This window comes from Streptomyces sp. Rer75, assembly GCF_013414305.1.
In the GTDB taxonomy this organism is placed as follows: Bacteria; Actinomycetota; Actinomycetes; order Streptomycetales; family Streptomycetaceae; genus Streptomyces; species Streptomyces himastatinicus.
Genome location: NZ_CP058693.1, coordinates 8419899 through 8438119, shown reverse-complemented (window position 1 = coordinate 8438119; position 18221 = coordinate 8419899). Strand labels below are relative to the sequence as shown.

Sequence of the window (18221 nt, the reverse complement as noted above, 5' to 3'; positions counted from 1 at the left end):
AGGTGTTCCTTCTCCGATCGCGCCGTCACTCGGACTCGTCCGTCCGTGCCCGCTCCGCCCGTGCCCGATCCACCCGTGCCCGATACGCCCGTGCGCGCAGCCACTCCAGACCGGCGCCCGGGTCGGCCACGATTACTTGCAGCAGGTGCTCGTAGGACCGGGCCATGCGGCCGGCCGTCTCCCGGGTGAAGAGATCGGTGCAGTATTCGAGGGATCCCAGCAGCCCGGACGCCGTTTCCCGCACCGTCAGGCCGAGGTCGTACTTCGCCGTGCCGGAGTGGAGGTCGACGGGTGTGATCGCGAGGTCGTCGGCGTCGGTCCGGTCCGGCTCCGGCACCGGGTTCGGGACCAGGTTGAACATCACCTGAAACAGCGGGGAGTGGGCCGGGTCGGGCTCCGGCACCTGGCTCCTGACCAGGTCGGCGAAGGGCAGGTCCTTGTGCGCGTGGGCCTCGGCGGTGACCTGCCCGGCCCGGGCCAGCACCTCGGTGAAGGACCGGTCCGGGGCCACGTCCAGGCGCATCACGAGCGTGTTGACGAAGTAACCCACGAGGTGTTCCAGCTCGGCCCGGGGCCGGTGGGTGACCGGGGATCCGATCGCGAGTTCGTCGTCGTCGCTGTGGCCGCCGACCAGCACGCCGAACGCCGACAGCAGGGTCATGTAGAGGGTGGCGCCGCGTTCCCGGCCCAGCTTCCGCAGCCCGGTGAGCACATCCGGCCCCACCTCGAAGGGGAGCGAGGCGCCCTGGTAGGACTTGACGGCGCGCCGCGGGTGGTCGGTGCGCAGCGACAGGCACGCGGGCAGCCCGTCCAGCTGCCGCCGCCAGTAGGCGCGCTGGCGGTCGAGTTCCGCGCTGTCGACCGCGCCGCGCTGCCAGCGGGCGAAGTCGGCGTACCGCAGCGGGAGTTCCGGCAGCTCGGGCCGGGTGTTGCGGGTCAGCGCGCGGTACAGGGTGAGCAGTTCGGACAGCACGATGGTCAGCGACCATCCGTCGAACACGCCCCAGGGCCGGGTGAGGACGAAGACGTGTTCACGCTCCGAGACCGGCACCAGGTGGATGCGCACCATGTACGGGTCGTCCGGTGCGAACGGGCGGGTCCGCTCGTCGCGCAGCCACCGGGTGAGCGCGTCGGCTCCGGTGATCCGCTCGGCGATGTGCACGGGGAAGCCGCTACCGTCGTTGACGCGCTGGGTGACCGTGCCGTCGTGGCGCACGTAGCTGGTGCGCAGGATCGCGTGCCGTTCGACCAGGGCGCGGGCGCTGTCCGCGAAGGCGTCCCGGTCCAGGTGGCCCGCCATGCGGTACGCGAGCTGAGCGTTGTCGTACGACGCGGGCAGGTGGCCGGGGTGGTTGAGGAACCACAGGTCGGCCTGCTGGAGGGAGAGCGGCGCGTCCGCGCCGGGCGCGGGTGCGGCGGGGACCAGCGGCGCGGTGTCCTCCGTGGCGGGCTCCTCCTCCAGCGCCGCGGCCATGTCCGCCACGGTGGCACCGGTGAGGATGAGCTGGAGCGGCAGTTCCCGGCCCGTCTCCTGGCGCACGCGCAGATTGAGCCGTACGGCCAGCAGGGAGTGCCCGCCGAGGGCGAAGAAGCCGTCCTCCAGCCCGACGCGGCCGAGCCCCAGCACGTCCTGGAGGATCCGGCACAGGGTCCGCTGGGCTTCGGTGCGTGGCGCGACGTACGCCTCCTTGGCCACGGCGTCCTCGTCGGGCGCGGGAAGCGCTCCCTTGTCGACCTTGCCGTTGACGGTGACGGGGAACTCTTCGAGGAGCACGAACACCCCGGGGACCATGTACTCCGGCAGGCTCGCGGACAGGTGTTCCTTGAGCAGGCGCGCCATCGACGGGCCCAGGTCGCCGATGCGCACCGTGTTGGCCAGATGTGTCGCACGGTAGGGGGCGCGGGCGCGGACCCGGGGCAGCCGGCCCCTGCCGAACACCAGGTCCAGCGCGTCGGGCCGGTCCTGTGACCAGGTGGGTTCGACGCGGTAGCCGAGCTGTTCCGCGTGGCGCAGCACGGCGTCGAGTTCCCGTACGGCATCGGTCGCCGCGCGGGACAGCCTGGCGCCTCCGGTCAGCGGCTCCACCTCGTGCGAGGACGGCAGCCGGGTGAGGGCGTCGCTGATCCGCACATCGTCCTCGACCTGCGGGTTGGTCAGGCCGCTGACGCCGAACCGGTCGGGGGTGCCGCCCTCCAGGAGGGCGCGCAGCCGTGCCGGGGTGGTGGCCTCCAGCCAGGGCAGGGGCTCGTCGGCGGGGCCGGCGCCCTTGGTCAGGACGACGTCGTAGCGGTAGGCGAGCATTTCGTAGTCGCCGGTGCCGCGCTTGGCCATGATGTCGACGGCGCCGAGTTCGGGGAACCGCTCGGGCAGGCCGGTGAAGTACGTCGGGCTGAAGAGCAGTTCGCTCTCCTGACGGCGGCGGTGGCGCACCTGCGCGGTGAGGGCACCGGCCGTCGTGCGGCCGCCCGCGCGGCCACGTTCGGAGGCGGTCAGATGGGCCGACAGCAGGTCCAGGTTCCTGACGTCGCCGATGAGGATGCGGCCGCCCTCCTCGACGAGGGGCAGCAGCCGGGCGATGGCCTCCTCCAGGTAGGCCCGGTTGGGGAAGTACTGGGCGACCGAGTTGATGACGACGGTGTCGTACATGGCGCGGGGCAGATGTGTCACGGACCAGGCGTCGCCCCGCTCCAGGGTGATGTGCGACCAGCCGCGGCGCGCCACGCCCCGGCGTACGTCGTCGAGGGCGGTGGCGGAGAGGTCGAGGGCGTGGACCGCGTCGCAGGCTTCGGCGTAGCGGAAGAGCAGCAGTCCGGTGCCGCAGCCGATTTCCAGCAGCCGCTTGGGGCGCAGATCCTCGATGCGCCGGACCGTGCCGTCGATCCATTCGCGCATGTCGGACTCGGCGATGGGCTCGCCGGTGTAGCTGCTCTCCCAGCCGGCCAGGTTCAGGTCGTCGGCGGTGTCCGCGTCCCCGGTGGCACCGGCGTATTCGTCGTCGAAGACCCGCTGCCACTGGTCGAGAAGCGTGGTGTTCTGTTCCCGGGCGGCGGAGTCGAGCCACTGGGCGGTGGGGCGGACGTACGCGACCAGGGTGCGGTTGTCGGCGGACTGCCGGGGGACGACGACGCCGTGGGCCACCGCCTCGTGCCGGGCGAGGGCGGATTCGATCTCGCCCAGTTCGATGCGGAAGCCGCGGATCTTGACCTGGTCGTCGTTGCGGCCCAGGTATTCCAGCGAGCCGTCCGCTGTCTGGCGTACCAGGTCGCCGGTCTTGTACATGCGGGCGTCCGGCTCTCCGCAGAACGGGTCGGTCAGGAAGCGTTCGCGGGTCAGCTCGGGGCGGTTGAGGTAGCCGCGGGCCACGCCCGCGCCGCCCACGAACAGCTCGCCGACGACGCCGGGCGGTACGGGTTTGCCGCGCCCGTCCAGGACGTACACGCGCAGGTCGGGGATGCGCTGCCCGATGGGACTCGACGTGCCCTCGGTGTCGGCGCGTTCCAGCGGCCGGTAGGTCACATGCACGGTGGTCTCCGTGATCCCGTACATGTTCACCAGCTGGGTGTCCCGGTTGACCGCACGCCCCATCCACGGCTCCAGCGCCGCCACATCCAGCGCCTCGCCACCGAACACCACCACCCGCAAACGGTGCGCCGCACCCTCCTCACCCTGCGCCGCGATCAACTGCCGGAACGCACTCGGAGTCTGGTTCAGCACCGTCACACCGGCCGAACACACCAACTCATAGAACTCCCGCGGATTCCGCGTCACCGACTGCGGCACCACCACCAAACGCCCACCATGCAGCAGCGCACCCCAGATCTCCCACACCGAGAAATCGAAAGCGAACGAATGGAACAACGTCCACACATCCCCGCTCCCGAACCCGAACCACCCCCGCGTCGCCGAGAACAACCGCGCCACATTGCGATGCTCGACCATCACCCCCTTCGGCACACCCGTCGACCCCGAGGTGTAGATGACATACGCGAGATCCGCCGGTGAGGCCGCCACTCCGGTCAGATCACCGTCCGGTTCGCTCTCCCACCGCCCGGCGTCCGCCCGGATGTCCACGACCGGGACCCCGGAGGTGTCCAGGCCCTCGGGCACCGGCCCGTCGACCAGGAGCACCCGCGGCGCGCTGTCGCCCAGCACATGGGCCAGCCGCTCCACCGGCACCGCCGGATCGACCGGCACATAGGCGCCACCTGCCTTGAGCACCGCGAGCACGCTCACCACCAGGTGCTCACTGCGCGGAAGACAGAGCGCCACGAGGGTGTCGCGGCCGACGCCGAGGCCGCGCAGATGGCGGGCGAGCCGGTTCGCGCTCGCGTTCAGCTCGGCGTACGACAGCGACCGGCCCTCGCACACCACCGCCACCGCGTCCGGCGACCCGGCGGCCACCTCTTCGAACCACCGGTGCACACACCGCTCGGGCGAGTCCGCGCCCTCGGGCTGCCGGTTCCCCTCCACCAGGAGCCGTCGGCGCTCGGCCTCGGGCAGGACGTCGACGTCGAGTACCGGGGTGCTGGTTCCGTCGTCCGCGGCGAGGGCGCCGGTGATGCCGTACAGCGCGGTCTCGACGTAGTCCGCCACGGCCTCGCATGCCACGGCGTCGTCGACCCGGATGTGCAGGGACAGTTCGGTGCCGAAGTCGTCCAGCGACACCGAGAGGGGGTAGTTGATCGCGTCGGCCTCCGCGACCCACCGGATCCCCAGGTCCTCCAGCCGGGCGGCGGTCGCGTCCCCGGGCTCGAAGTGGCGGAAGTTGACCACCGAGCTGAACAGCGGGGTGTCGTTGTCCAGGCCGCTGCAGCCCTGCGCCAGGCTGAGCGGGGTCTGCTCGCGGGCGATCAGCTCCCGCAGGCCGGTGTCCACATCCGCGACCAGGTCCCGGACGGTACGGTCCGCCAGCCGCACCCGCAGGGGCAGGGTGTTGATGAAGTTGCCGAGCATCCGCTCGACCCCGGGCACGCCCTGGAGGCGCCCCGACAGCACGGTGCCCAGCACGACGTCGTCCCGCTGCGTGGACGCGGCCACCACGCGGGCCCACGCGGCGTGGAAGAGGACGGCCGGGCTGACGCGCAGCCGCCGGGCCTGGGCGCGCACCTCGCGGGTGAGGTCGGCGGGCAGCGCGCGCCGCAGCTGCGGATAGCGGTGGCCGTCGCCGCGTACGTTCGTCAGGCCGAAGGGGGTGGTCGGCTCGGTGACATCGGCGAGGGCGGCCCGGAAATGGGCCTCCACCTCATCCGAGGCCATCCGCCGCACGGTGTGCGCGACGAAGTCGCGGTACGGCGCGGGCGGCGCCAGGTCGGCCCGGCCCGCCATGTGTGCCGCGAGTTCCTGGAGGACCAGCCGCAGGGTGGTGGCGTCCTCGATGAGGTGATGGGCGCTCAGCAGCAGATGGCGCCGGTCGGCGTGCGGGTCCTCGGCGATGAGGAGCCGTAGCAGCGGGGCCCGGTCAACGCGCATGCGCCGGGGCCGGTCCAGCAGCGCACGCGCCTGCCGTTCGGCGTCCTGGTCCGGATCGAGGCGGGTCCGCTCCACCTCCAGGCGCGCCGTGCGCCGCACGACCTGCACCGGCTCGGGCAGGTCCGCGGTGTGCACGGCGGTGCGCAGGACGTCGTGGCGGTCGATCAGCGTCTGCAGCGCCTCGGTGAAGGCGGTGCACGCCGCCTCGTCGTCGGCCGTGAGGAGCACGGAGACGAGGTACGGGTCGTTGTCCGGGTCCAGCAGGTGGTGGAAGAGAATGCCCTCCTGCGCCGGGGCGAGCGGATAGATGTCCTGGACGGCGGGGGCGCCGCCGGGGACGGTCGCCACGATCGCGTCGATCTGCGCCTGGTCCAGCGCCACCAGGGGCAGCAGCTGCGGGGTCAGGTGTTCACAGCCCTCGGGGATCGGATTGGGCGGCACCGTGTACGCCTGGTCCGCCGTGGTCCCGTCGATCTCCGCCGCCAGCCGGGCCAGCGTCGGGCTGCCGAACACGCTGCGCACCGGGACGTCGAAGCCGAGGCCCTTCAGCCGGGCCACCAGGACCGTGATGAGCAGCGAGTGGCCGCCGAGCGCGAAGAAGTTGTCGTCGGCGCCGATACGTGTCTCGTCGAAGTCCAGCAGCTCGGCCCACGCTGCCGCGAGCGCCCGTTCGGTGTCGGTGCTCGGCGCCACGTAGGCGCGCTGGTCGTAGGCGCCGGTGCCGGGTGCCGGGAGGGCCTTGCGGTCCAGCTTGCCGTTGGCGGTGAGGGGCAGGGCGTCCATGACGACGAAGGCGCTGGGGACCATGTACGCGGCGAGGGTGCGCTCGGCGTGGCGGCGCAGCTCGGGGGCCGGGTCCGCGTCGCTGTGGCCGTCCTCCCGGACCACGTATGCCACCAGTTGCTTGTTGCCCGGCTGGTCCTCCCGGGCCAGGACCACGCACGAGCGCACGGCGGGGTGTTCGCCGATCCTGCTCTCGATCTCGCCCGGTTCGATGCGGAAGCCGCGGATCTTGACCTGGTCGTCGTTGCGGCCCAGGTACTCCAGCGAGCCGTCGGGCAGTTGCCGGACCAGATCGCCCGTCCGGTACATCCTGGCCCCCGGTTCCCTGCGGAACGGGTCGCGCAGGAAACGTTCGGCGGTCAGCTCGGGACGGTTGAGGTAGCCACGGGCCACGCCCGCGCCGCCCACGAACAGTTCCCCCACCGCGCCGATGGGCACCGGCTCGCCATGGCCGTCCAGGACGTAGACGCGCAGGTCGGGGATGCGCTGCCCGATGGGACTCGACGTGCCCTCGGTGTCGGCGCGTTCCAGCGGCCGGTAGGTCACATGCACGGTGGTCTCCGTGATCCCGTACATGTTCACCAACCGGGTGTCCCGGTTGACCGCACGCCCCATCCACGGCTCCAGCGCCGCCACATCCAGCGCCTCACCACCGAACACCACCACCCGCAGCCGATGCGCCGCACCCTCCTCACCCTGCGCCGCGATCAACTGCCGGAACGCACTCGGAGTCTGGTTCAGCACCGTCACACCGGCCGAACACACCAACTCATAGAACTCCCGCGGATTCCGCGTCACCGACTGCGGCACCACCACCAAACGCCCACCATGCAGCAGCGCACCCCAGATCTCCCACACCGAGAAATCGAAAGCGAACGAATGGAACAACGTCCACACATCCCCGCTCCCGAACCCGAACCACCCCCGCGTCGCCGAGAACAACCGCACCACATTGCGATGCTCGACCATCACCCCCTTCGGCACACCCGTCGACCCCGAGGTGTAGATGACATACGCGAGATCCGCCGGGGACGCTCCCACCTGGGCGCGACTCAGATCGCCGTCCGGCAGGTCCGCCCACGATGCGGCGTCGGCCCGCAGGTCGACGACCGACGCCCCCGACGTCTCCAGCCCCTCGGCGGCCGGGCCGTCCAGCAGCAGCACCCGTGGCTCGCTGTCACTCAGCACATGGTTCTGCCGCTCGACCGGCACGGCCGGGTCGAGGGGGACGTACGCGCCGCCCGCCTTGAGTACCGCCAGCACACCGGTCACGATGTGTTCCGACCGCGGAAGGCACAGGGCCACCAGCACGCCCGGCCCGACGCCCAGACCGCGCAGGTGGCGCGCCAGGCGATTGGCCCGTGCGTTCAGCTCGCCGTACGTCAGTGACCTGGACTCGCACTCCACCGCCACCGCGTCGGGCGTCGCGGCTGCCACGTCCTGGAACCACTCGTGCAGACACCGGTCCGGGGAATCCAGGCCCGGCGGGCGCTGGTTCCACTCCACCAGGACCCGCTGCCGCTCGGTCGCCTCCAGTGCGCCCAGCCGGGAGATCCGCTCCCTGGGGTGGTCGGCGATGGCCTCCAGCACGGTGGTGTAGTGGCGTACGAAGCGCCGTACCGTGTCCCGGTCGAACAGGTCGGTGTTGTACTCGGCCGTTCCGACGAGCCCGTCCGGCGTCTCGCGGAGGTCGAGTGTGAGGTCGAACTTGGTGACGTCGATGTCGAAGTCGACCGGGGACAGCTCCAGTCCGCCGAGCCGGGTCTCCTCCTCGGTCTGCGCCTCCTGGAGCACGAACATCGTCTGGAAGACCGGCGAATGGCTCTGGCTGCGCTCCAGCCGCAGCGCGTCCACCACGGCCTCGAAGGGCACGTCCTGGTGGTCGTACGCCTCCAGCGCGGTCTTCCGCACCCGGGTCAGCAGCTCAGGGAAGGCAGGGTCGTCCGACAGGTCGGTGCGCATCGCCAGGGTGTTGGCGAAGAAGCCGATGAGCCCTTCGACCTCGCGCCGGCTGCGGTTGGCCACCACCGTGCCGACGACGATGTCGGTCCGCTGCGTGTAGCGGTGCAGCACGATGGTGCAGGCAGCGAGCAGCGTCATGTACAAGGTGGCATCGTGCCGCGCGCCAGCCTCGCGCACCCTCTCCAGCAGCTCGGGCGGGCAGCGGAAGCTCTCGCGCGCCCCGTGGTACGTCTTGACCGGCGGCCGCTCACGGTCGGTGGGCAGCGACAGCCTGGGGTCGACTCCGGAGAGCTGCTTCCTCCAGTACTCCACCTGGCGCGCCCGCACGTCGTCCACGAGCCACTGGCGCTGCCATCGCGCGTAGTCGGCGTACTGCACGGGCAGCGGTTCCAGCGGGGCCGGCCGTCCGTCGCGGAACGCCTCGTAGTACGCGGTGAGGTCGCGGAAGAGCACACCGGCCGACCAGCCGTCGGACACCCCGTGGTGCATCGTCACCAGCAGCACGTGTTCCCGCTCGGACCGGCGCAGCAGCCGGGCGCGGATCAGCGGGTCCGACGCCAGGTCGAACGGGGTGGCGGCCTCCCGTGCACAGATCCGGGACAGCTCCGCCTCGTCGGCGACGTCCTCCTCGTGGACCGTGAAGTCGCCACCGTCACCGATGTGCTGGTACGGAACGCCGTCGTGGTCCACGAAGCGGGTGCGCAGGGCTTCGTGCCGCCCCACCACGGCCTCCAGCGCCCGCACCAGCGCCGCGCGGTCGAGGTGTCCGCGCAGCCGCACGGCGATCGGGATGTTGTAGGCCGCGCTGCTTCCGTCCAGCTGGGCCAGGAACCACAGGCGCTGCTGGGTGAACGACAACGGGACGGGCTCGCCCGCCGGGCGGGGGGACGGCGCGATGATGCCGAGCGCGGACAGGTCGAGGCCCTGCTTGCCGAGCAACGCGGCCAGGGCGCGCTGCCGCTTGGCCGGGAGGGACCGGATCTTTCGGACCACTTCCTGGCGGAGGTCCTGGGGGATGGTGTTCATCGTCGTCCTGTCTGCTCAGTTCGCGATGTCCAGCGCGTCGAGCTCTTCGTCGCTCATGCGCTCGATGAGGGCGATGCTCCGCAGGATCTGCTCGGTGTCCGGCGCCGCGGTGTTCCCGGAGGGGGTACGGCGTTCCAGCTCGGCGGCCATCTCGGCGAGTCCGGGCGCGTCGAAGACGACCTTCACCGGAAGCTCCACACCGGTCCGCTGCGCGAGCAGGTTGATCAGGCGGGTGGCGAGCAGTGAATTGCCGCCGAGGGAGAGGAAGTTGCTCCTGGCTCCGAGTCGGTCGACGTCGATCATCAGCAGTTCGGACCATGCGGCGGCCATGGTCCGCTCGGCCTCGGTCAGTGTCCGGTCCCGTGGTGGTTCGGCGCGGCCGGTGACGGCGTCGGTGTCAGTGACGGCATCGGTGGCAGCTGTAGCCGCGGTTTCGGGGATGGCGAGCGCCCCGGCCGCGCGGCCGGCCCAGTGCCTGTCCCGTTCGAACTCCGTCAGCGGAAGGGGCGCCAGTCGGCGCGCCCCGCGGTGCAGGCCGTCCCACGGCACGTCGATCCCGCGCACCCACAGCTCGGCGAGGTGGTCGAGGTCGCCGTCGGCCACCAGACCGGCCAGGAACGCTTCGCCCCGCGCCCCGGACAGCACGGTCCCCAGCGGGCCCGCGTCCTCCTCGGCATTGCCCCGGTGGACGGGTACGGCCGGGGCCGCGTCGTCCGCGAGCATGTCCCCGGCCCCCGGGGGGCCCGCGGACTGCTGCGCCAGGGCCTGCCTCAGCTCGTCGAGGGAGCCCGCCACCACGGCGAACCGCTCGGCCTGCGCCTCGCGGCCCAGCTGCGAGGTGTACGCGATGTCGGCCAGGCTCGCCGGGCCGTCGCCCTCCAGGTAGGCATGGAGCCGCCGTACCGCCGTCCGCAGCCGCTCGGGAGTGGCGGCGGACACCACCACCAGTTGGGGGGCGGGGTCGTCGGGCTCCGGCGCGGCGGCACCGGTCGGTGGAGGGGCCTCGACGACCAGGCTGACGTGGCTTCCGCCCGCGGCCACCGAGTTGATGAGCGCGCGGCGGGGCGCCGGGCGGCCATCGGGACCGGCGGCGCCACGGGGTTCCCAGGGCGTCAGCCGGTCGCACAGCCGCAGCGCGGTGCCGTCGGCGTCGAGGTGGGGGTTGGGGGAACCCGCCGCCACCAGCGGGGGCAGCTCCTGGTGGCGCAGTTGCAGGATGACCTTGGTGAGCTGGGCGATCCCGGAGGCTGCCTCGGGGTGTCCGAGGTTCGACTTCACCGTGCCGAGCGCCACCGGCTCGGTCACCCCGTCGAACACCTCCCGCAGGGCCTGGAATTCGATCTCGTCGGAGATCGTGGTTCCGTTGGCCGCGGCCTCGACGTACCCGATGGAGTCCGGTCCGGCACCGGCCTGCTCCAGCGCCCGCCGCATGACCTTCACCTGGGCCCGGTGGCTGGGCCGCATGAAGCCGTTGGACCGGCCGCCGTGCAGCGAGGACGTGCCCTTGATGACGGCGTGGACCCGATCGCCGTCGCGGACCGCCGCGGCCAGCGGCTTGAGCAGCACGGCGCCGACGGCCTCGGCGGGGAGGTAGCCGTCCCCGTCGCGGAAGCTGCGGCTGCCCGGGTGGCTGCCGAGCAGCTGCAACTCGGCCAGGGCGATGTACTTGTCCGGGTGGACGGTGAGGTTGATGCCTCCGGCGACGGCCAGTTCGCTCTCGCCGCGCCGCAGGTCGGCGCAGGCGAGGTGGATGGCGGTGGCCGACGACGCGCACATGGTGTCCACGGCGAGGCTGGGCCCCTCCAGACCGAAGAAGTGCGAGACCCGGTTGGCGATCATGTTGTACGAGGCCGCCGAGGTGACCGCCGCGAGCGCGGGGTCCGACGCGTCGGCCCGGTAGAGCTGGTACGCCGCTCCGACGTAGACCCCGACGCGCCGCTCGTACCGTCGCTCGATGACGGACTGGGTCACGCCGCTCTGCTCCAGCAGATGCCACACCGTCTCCAGGAACAGCCGCTGCTGCGGGTCCATCGCGGCGGCCTCGCGCGGCGAGATGCCGAAGAGGAGGGGATCGAACCGGTCGATGCCGTCGAGGAATCCGCCCCACGGGCCGGGTTCCTCCCCGGTGCCGTCGGCCGACTCGTGGTTCCAGCGGCCGGGCGGCACCGCGGTGACGGCGTCCTTGCCATCGCGCAGGTTGGTCCACAGGGTGTCGAGGTCTTCGGCCCCCGGATAACGGCCGGTGATGCCGATGACGGCGATGTCCTCGCCGCGGTCGTGGACGTCCGCGCGCCCGCTCCGTGGCTCCGTCTCGTCCCCGGTGTCCGTCCGGTGCGGCGGGGTCGGCGAAGCCGTGACCACCTGCCGTGCGGTGGTGGTGTCCTGGACGGGCGGCGCGGGCGGCGGAGTGGGGACGCCGAGCAGAGTGCGCAGGGTCTGGGTGTGGTCGGCGACGAAGTACCGTGCCAGTTCGCGTACGGTCTCGGACTCGAAGAGCAGCGTCCGGGACAGCGGCCCGAAGTCCTCCTCCAGCCGGGAGATCACGTTGACCGCGATGACGGAGTCCATGCCGTACCGCTCCAGCGGCGTGTCGACGGCGATGCGCTCGGGGCCGAGCTTCAGTGACGACGCCAGCAGCCGCCGCAGATGACCCACCGCCCTGTCCTCCAGGGCCCGGTCCGCCTCGTCATTCGGTGCCTCGGGCGGGACGGCCGCAGCGGGCTCGGGAACGGCGGGCTCGGGGGCGTTGCCGGGCAGTCGGGACAGCAGCTCGTCACGGCGACCCACCAGGACGAGCAACCGGCCGTCGGCGAGGCCGTTGTCCCGCGGGTCCATGGCGCACCGCAGCGCCTCCAGTCCGCGCGGGGTGTCCAGCGGTGCCAGACCGGCGTCGCGCAGGCTCTCCCGCACCGCGTCGCCGTCCATGCCGCCCTCCTCCCACAGCGGCCAGTTGACGGAGACCGTCGAACCGGTGCACAGCCCGGCGCCGACGAGGCGGTTGCGGTACGCGGCGTAGGCGTCCATGAACGCGTTTCCGGCGGCGTAGTCGGCCTGTCCGGGGTTGCCGAAGGCCCCGGCGGTCGACGAGAAGCACAGGAACACCTCCAGCGGCTGGTCCCGGCTCAGCTCGTCGAGGTTGACCAGTCCGGCGACCTTGGGGGCGAGGACGCGCGCCAGCCGCTCGGGGCTCTTGCGCAGGAGGAAGCCGTCGTCGATGACCCCGGCGCTGTGCACGATGCCGGTCAGTGGCCCGTGGTTGTCCGCCACATGAGCCAGCACACGCTCGACCGACGCCCGGTCGGTCACGTCGGTCCGCTGGTAGTCGACGGTCAGCCCGGCCGTACGCAGCTCGTTCAGTGAGGCCCGTGCCTGCGCGCTCAGGGGCGACCGGCCGGTGAGCACGACGGTGGCCCGGCCTGCCGACGCGGCGATCTCCTTCGCCACGATCCGGCCGAGTCCCCCGGCGCCGCCGGTGATGAGGTAGACGCCGTCCTGCTTCCACGGCTGGGCCTGGGCCCGGGGAGCGGCGATGGGGGCCAGCGTGGCGACGAGCCGGTGGCCGTCGCGGTGGCGCACCTCCGGTTCCGGGTCGCGCACCGCTTCACCGGCCAGTCGGGTGGCGACAGTGGCCGGTGTGGGCGCGTCGAGGCATTCGACATATCCGGTGTGCAGGAGCGGGTTCTCCTGGTGAGCCGTCTTCAGCAGACCCGCCAGCCCGCCGAAGCAGGCGAGGCGGTCTCGTTCGGCGTCGGTGGCGGCGGCGCCGACGAGGGCGACCTGGAGCAGGACCGGCCGTCGCACCCTGCCGTCGAGGATCCCGTGGGCCAGCGTGAACACGCCCTCGGCGGCCTGCGCGTACTGGCGGTCGAGCGAACCGTCCGCGAGTTCCAGGAAGTGGCACGCGGCGGCGGGCAGGGCGGTCCGGAGGGCATCGCGGTCGTCGGCCGTGAGGTGGCCGATCACCAGGACGTGGTGTTCGGCGAAGGTGTCCTCGGCGGGACGGGAGTTACGCTCGACCCACTCAGGGCGCAGCAGCACCATCTCGTCCGGGCCGGTGGTGTTCTGCTTGGTGGAGCCCTGGCCCGTGGCGTCCTGCCCGGTGGCGGTCTGGCGCGGCTCCGTCGTGACCCGGGTCCCGGCAGCGAGGTCGAGGTCGAACCAGCACCGCTCCCGGGCGAAGGGATATCCGGGGAGGCTGATGCGCCGTGCGGGAGGGAGCGACGGATACAGCGTGTCCCACGCCACGGCGGCTCCCTCCGCCCACATGCCCAGCAGCCGGTCGGGCGTGCCGTGGGCGGTCCACTCCGCGAGGGCCGACCGCAAGGCGTCGCCGTCCGCCCCGGCGGTCCTCCCCCGGCCACGGGGCGCGGTGCCCCGTACCCAGGATCTCGGGTGCCCCGGGTCTGCGGCGAACGACTCCAGCCGTGCGCGGGCGGCCTCGATGGACGTGGCGGCGAAGGCCAGCCGCTCCTCCAGGGCCATGCGCCCCACCTGGAGGGTCCACGCGACATCGGGGAGGTCGTCGTCGGTCAGCTCCGCCAGCCGGGCGTGCAACCGCCGTGCCTGCTCGACGAGTTGGACCTGGCTCTGGGCGGAGAGTACGAGCAGGGCGGGACGGCGCGGCGCGTCGGACCGCGCCGGGGGCGGGGTCGGCGGCTCGTACTCGGCGATGACGACGTGGGCGTTGGAGCCGCCCGCGCCGAAGCCGGACACACCGGCGGTCCGCGGATGCGTCCGGTGTCCGCCGTCGCCCTCCAGGACCGGTCGGCGCCACGGCTCCGCCCGCTGCTGCACGCTCAGCGGTGTGCCGGTGAGGTCGATGTGCGGGTTCAGCACGCCGGAGTGCAGGCTCGGCACCAGCTCCCCGTGCCGCATCTGGAGCAGCACCTTGGTGACGCCCGCGATGCCGGCCGCGCCCTCGCAGTGGCCGATGTTCGACTTCACCGAGCCGATCGGAAGGTCCGTGGGCAGACCGCCCGGGGCGTGGAACGCCTTGGTCAGCCCGGCGATTTCGATCGGGTCGCCGAGGGACGTCCCCGTGCCGTGGGCCTCCAGGTAGCCGAGCGAGCGGGGGTCGACGCCCGCGGCGGCAAGCGCCTCGGTGATGACCTCGCCCTGCGCCGCCGGGGAGGGCACCGAGTAGCCGGAGGTCCGCCCGCCGTGGTTCAGCGCGGTCCCCTTGATCACGCCGTGGATCTGGTCCCCGTCGGCGACGGCCCGCTCCAGGGGCTTGAGCAGCACCGCCCCGACGCCCTCGCCGGGCACGTAGCCGTCGCCGCCCTCACCGAAGCTGCGGCAGCGGCCGTCGCTGGAGAGGAAACGGCGCTGGCTGAGCATCAGGAACTTGTTCGGGTGGGAGTGGAGGTTCACCCCACCCGCGAGCGCCGTGTCGCACTGGCCGCTTCTGATGGCCTCGCAGGCCAGGTGGATGGCCGTCAGCGAGGACGAGCACATGGTGTCCACGGTCATGCTGGGGCCGGTGAAGTCGTAGAAGTACGAGACCCGGTTGGCCACGGTGGAGGCGCTGCCCGACAGGGCGGCGGGCACGCCGCGGTCCTGCGCCTGTGCGCCGTAGAGCTGGTACTCCTGGTACATCACACCGACGAAGACCCCCACCCTGCCGGGCAGTTCGCCCGCGTATCCGGCGTCTTCGAGCGTGTGGTGGGCGCACTGGAGGAACAGGCGTTCCTGCGGGTCGAGAAGTTCGGCCTCGTGTAGCGAGATCTGGAAGAACAGGGGGTCGAACCGGTCGATCTCCTGGAGGAAGCCGCCCCATCTGCCCGAGGAGGAGCCGCCGACATCGGCGTGGCGCCGGTGGTCCCAGCGCTCTGCCGGGACCTCGCGGATGCAGTCCCGGCCCGAGCGGAGATTCCGCCAGAACTCGTCCAGGTCCGCCGCCTCCGGATAGCGGCCACTGACGCCGACGATGGCGATGTCCGTCGCGGCGTGCGCCGAGGGCGTGGACGGGTACGCGTCTGCCGGGGCATCCACCGAGGCGTTCGCCGGGGCGTCCGTCAGGGTGCGGGTACTCAGTCCGGCCAGGTCCGCGCACACCCGGCCGCGTTCGTCGAACACCGTGATGTCCAGCCTCGGCGAGGTGTCCTTGGGCCCGCTCCCCGGCTGGTGCCGGATCCAGGCGTACGCCGTCCCGGGGGTGGGTGCGGACGCCTCCGCACGCTGGAGGGCGAACGGCAGGGCAGGACGCGCCGACGAGCCGCTGAATCGTTCCTCTGCCAGCCGCAGTCCGATGACGGCCTGCAGCGCGCCGTCCACGATGCCCGGGTGGAGCCGATAGCCGTCCAGCGGGTCCGCCGCGACGGGCAGCCGCAGTTCCACCAGCGCCTGGGGGCGTCCCGCTCCGTCCGTACCCACGCCGAGCGTGGCCAGCGAGCGCTGTGCGGGGCCGTAGTCCATGCCCACACGGGCGTAGATCCCGTAGATGTCGGCGGAGGCCAGTGTCCGTTCGGTGCAGGCCGCACGCAGCTCGTCCAGGCTCGGCAGGCTCCGGTAGCCGGTGTCCGACAGGTCCGCACGGCCCTGGCCGCACAGGGTGAGTTCACCGTCGGCGCCCACCTGGTGGATCGTGTACTCCCAGCCGTGCCCGGGCAGGGTGCGCACGTCCACGCGCAGTTCCAGCCCTTCCGGGCCGCACACCGCGGGCCGCAGCCACACCACGTCGGTCAGCCGCACCCGGCCCTGCTCCGCCCCGTCGACGAGGACACTTGCCACCGCGGCGCGCGCCATCTCCAGCTGCGCCACCCCGGGAAGCACCCGGGCACCGCGAATTTGGTGGTCCCGCAGGAACGACTCGTCGCCCTCGAAACGCGCATGGCAGACGGCACCCTCGCCGTCCCGCTCCACGCGATGCAGCATCGGATGCGGACGCGCCCGCGTCTCCGGGTCCGGCGCCGGGCGGGTGTCCGCGGCGACCGCCGTCGTCCCGCCCCGGGCCTCGGCGAGGTACGCGGCGACGGCACGCACGGTCGGGCGTTCGGCGAACACCGCGGGCGTCAGCGCCAGCCCGTAGCGGTCGTTCAGCCGGTCGACGAGCCGGGCCAGACCGGTCAGGTCGAAACCGAACTCCTCGAACGCCGCGTCCGGGTCCACCTCCTCCGCCGGCACCCCCAGCAGCGCGGAGATCTCGTCGGTCAGCGCGGCACGGGTGACGGAGGGCGAGTCGGCCGATCCGCTTCCGTCCGGCACCCCGGCGGTCTGGCCTTCGAGCCATGCCGCCACCTCGACGACGGACGGGTACTCGAACATGAGGGTCGGTGAGAGCGACAGGGACAGCCGGTCTTCCAGATCGGGCACCAGGGACACCAGGTCCGCCGAGGCCAGGCCCAGTTCGTAGAAGCCGCTCTCGACGTCGACCTGCGCCGCCGGTACGTCCAGCCGTACCGCGATCAGTTCGCGCAGCGTGGCCGCCACGTCCGGTCCGGCAGCCACCGCGACGGCGACCGGGTCTCCGGCAGGAGGGGCGGAGACCGCGGTGTGCAGCACGGGACCCTCCCGGACGTCGAGGGCCGAGAAGTCCCGGACCCGCTTGGCCGAGAGCCTGCCGACCTCGGCGACCTTAGCCCCGGTCTCGTCGTAGAACTCCACGGCCAGACGCATGAGTTCGTCGTCCCGGTGCGTCGAGGCGGCCGGGACCCGGACGTAGCAACGGCTGCCCAAGGGGGCATCCGCCCGGAACGACTCGAAGACCAGCGGCAGGTACAGGCCCTCGTCCGCGTCTCCCTCGTACAGCATGTGGCTGCCCACGCTGCCGCCCAGCAACCCCGCCTCGAACAGGGCCGGGTGGAAGAGGAAACCGTCCGCGCCATCGCGGTGTTGGGGGCGGTGTCCGGCGGCCAGTTCCAGTTCCACGACCCAGTCATCGGGGCGGTGGTGCACCACGCCCTCGGACTTCATCAGACCCGAGTGGACCAGGTCCTGCTGCCGGAGCCACGTGTAGATGTCGTTGAGCGTGGTGGCCCGATGGTGCCCGGTCAGCGGCAGCGGCAGTCGCTTCTGGAAGGCGGGTGCGGTGTGCCGGTGTGCCGTCGCCCTCGCGTGCAGGACGTCGGCCCGGTCCTGCGGGCGCCTGCTGCGGACCTCGATCCGCCACCCTCCGGCGGGCGCGGGGCGCCCTTCGACGGTGGTCAGGACCTCTTCGCCCGGTGCGGCGACGAGCGGCGCGAGGATGGTGAGGTTGCGCAGCTCGATGTCCCGCATGGCGTGGCCGTGCCGGGCGAGGACCTGTAACACCAGGTCGACGTAGCCGACGCCGGGCAACAGGCTGCGTCCATGGACGACATGCCCCTTCAGCAGAGGGTTCTCCGCGGTCACGGTGAATGTCGCGGCGAACGTCGGCGAATCGGACACAGGTAATCCATCCCAGTGAGTCGTTGTCCAGCCCGGAGCAGGGCGAACCGGCGATGGGGTCCGGTCCCATTTCAATGGACAATTCCAACGGGAACACGTCGTCCCGGAGTTACATGTGCGTGCGTCAGCGCAAAGCAATGCGGAATGCGTTGGCGGGCTCCCGGAAACCCCGGGACCAAATAGCCCAAATGCGCCGGACGACCGTGAACACCGCAGGTGGGCAGCACAGCGGCGCCGACCTGCTCAAAGAGGTGGTAAACCCGCTACGTACAGCCGAAAGTCATGATTTCCCCGTTTTCCCCCGTTGGCGCAGAAGCTCCGCGATGAGGCTCATCGCTCCTGCCCGCCGTTCTGTACGGCAGCCGGAACGCTACCCAAGGCGTGCGACCTAAGGCAATGAACACAGCGTGATCATCCGCTCGGCCCGGAAGCGGAGCGTAACAGCGGCAGGTGAATGCGGAATCAGCGGATGAAGTCGGCAGATGCGGGATAGGATCACCGCACCCATCACCCGCGGAGCCGGCCGTCTGCCGCCTCCGGCCCATGGCATGACAGCGGTTGCGGCAGCTCAGCGTGATTGCCGGCCGGGGCTGCCAGGGATCTTTCACACGGCTTG

2 protein-coding genes are annotated in these 18221 nt (G+C 71.9%); both read right to left on the bottom strand.

The genetic code is table 11. The annotated features are described in order from the left end of the window. Nucleotides 1–25 precede the first annotated feature (25 nt). Nucleotides 26–9241 carry a non-ribosomal peptide synthetase gene (locus HYQ63_RS36345; RefSeq protein ID WP_179937948.1) on the bottom strand — a complete coding sequence of 3072 codons (9216 nt, stop codon included), beginning with the start codon at nucleotides 9239–9241 and terminating at the stop codon, nucleotides 26–28. Between the two features lie 15 nt (nucleotides 9242–9256). After that, a complete protein-coding gene (locus HYQ63_RS36340; protein ID WP_179937947.1) occupies nucleotides 9257–17605 on the bottom strand; it encodes an SDR family NAD(P)-dependent oxidoreductase in 8349 nt (2782 codons plus the stop codon). Between the last annotated feature and the right edge of the window lie 616 nt (nucleotides 17606–18221).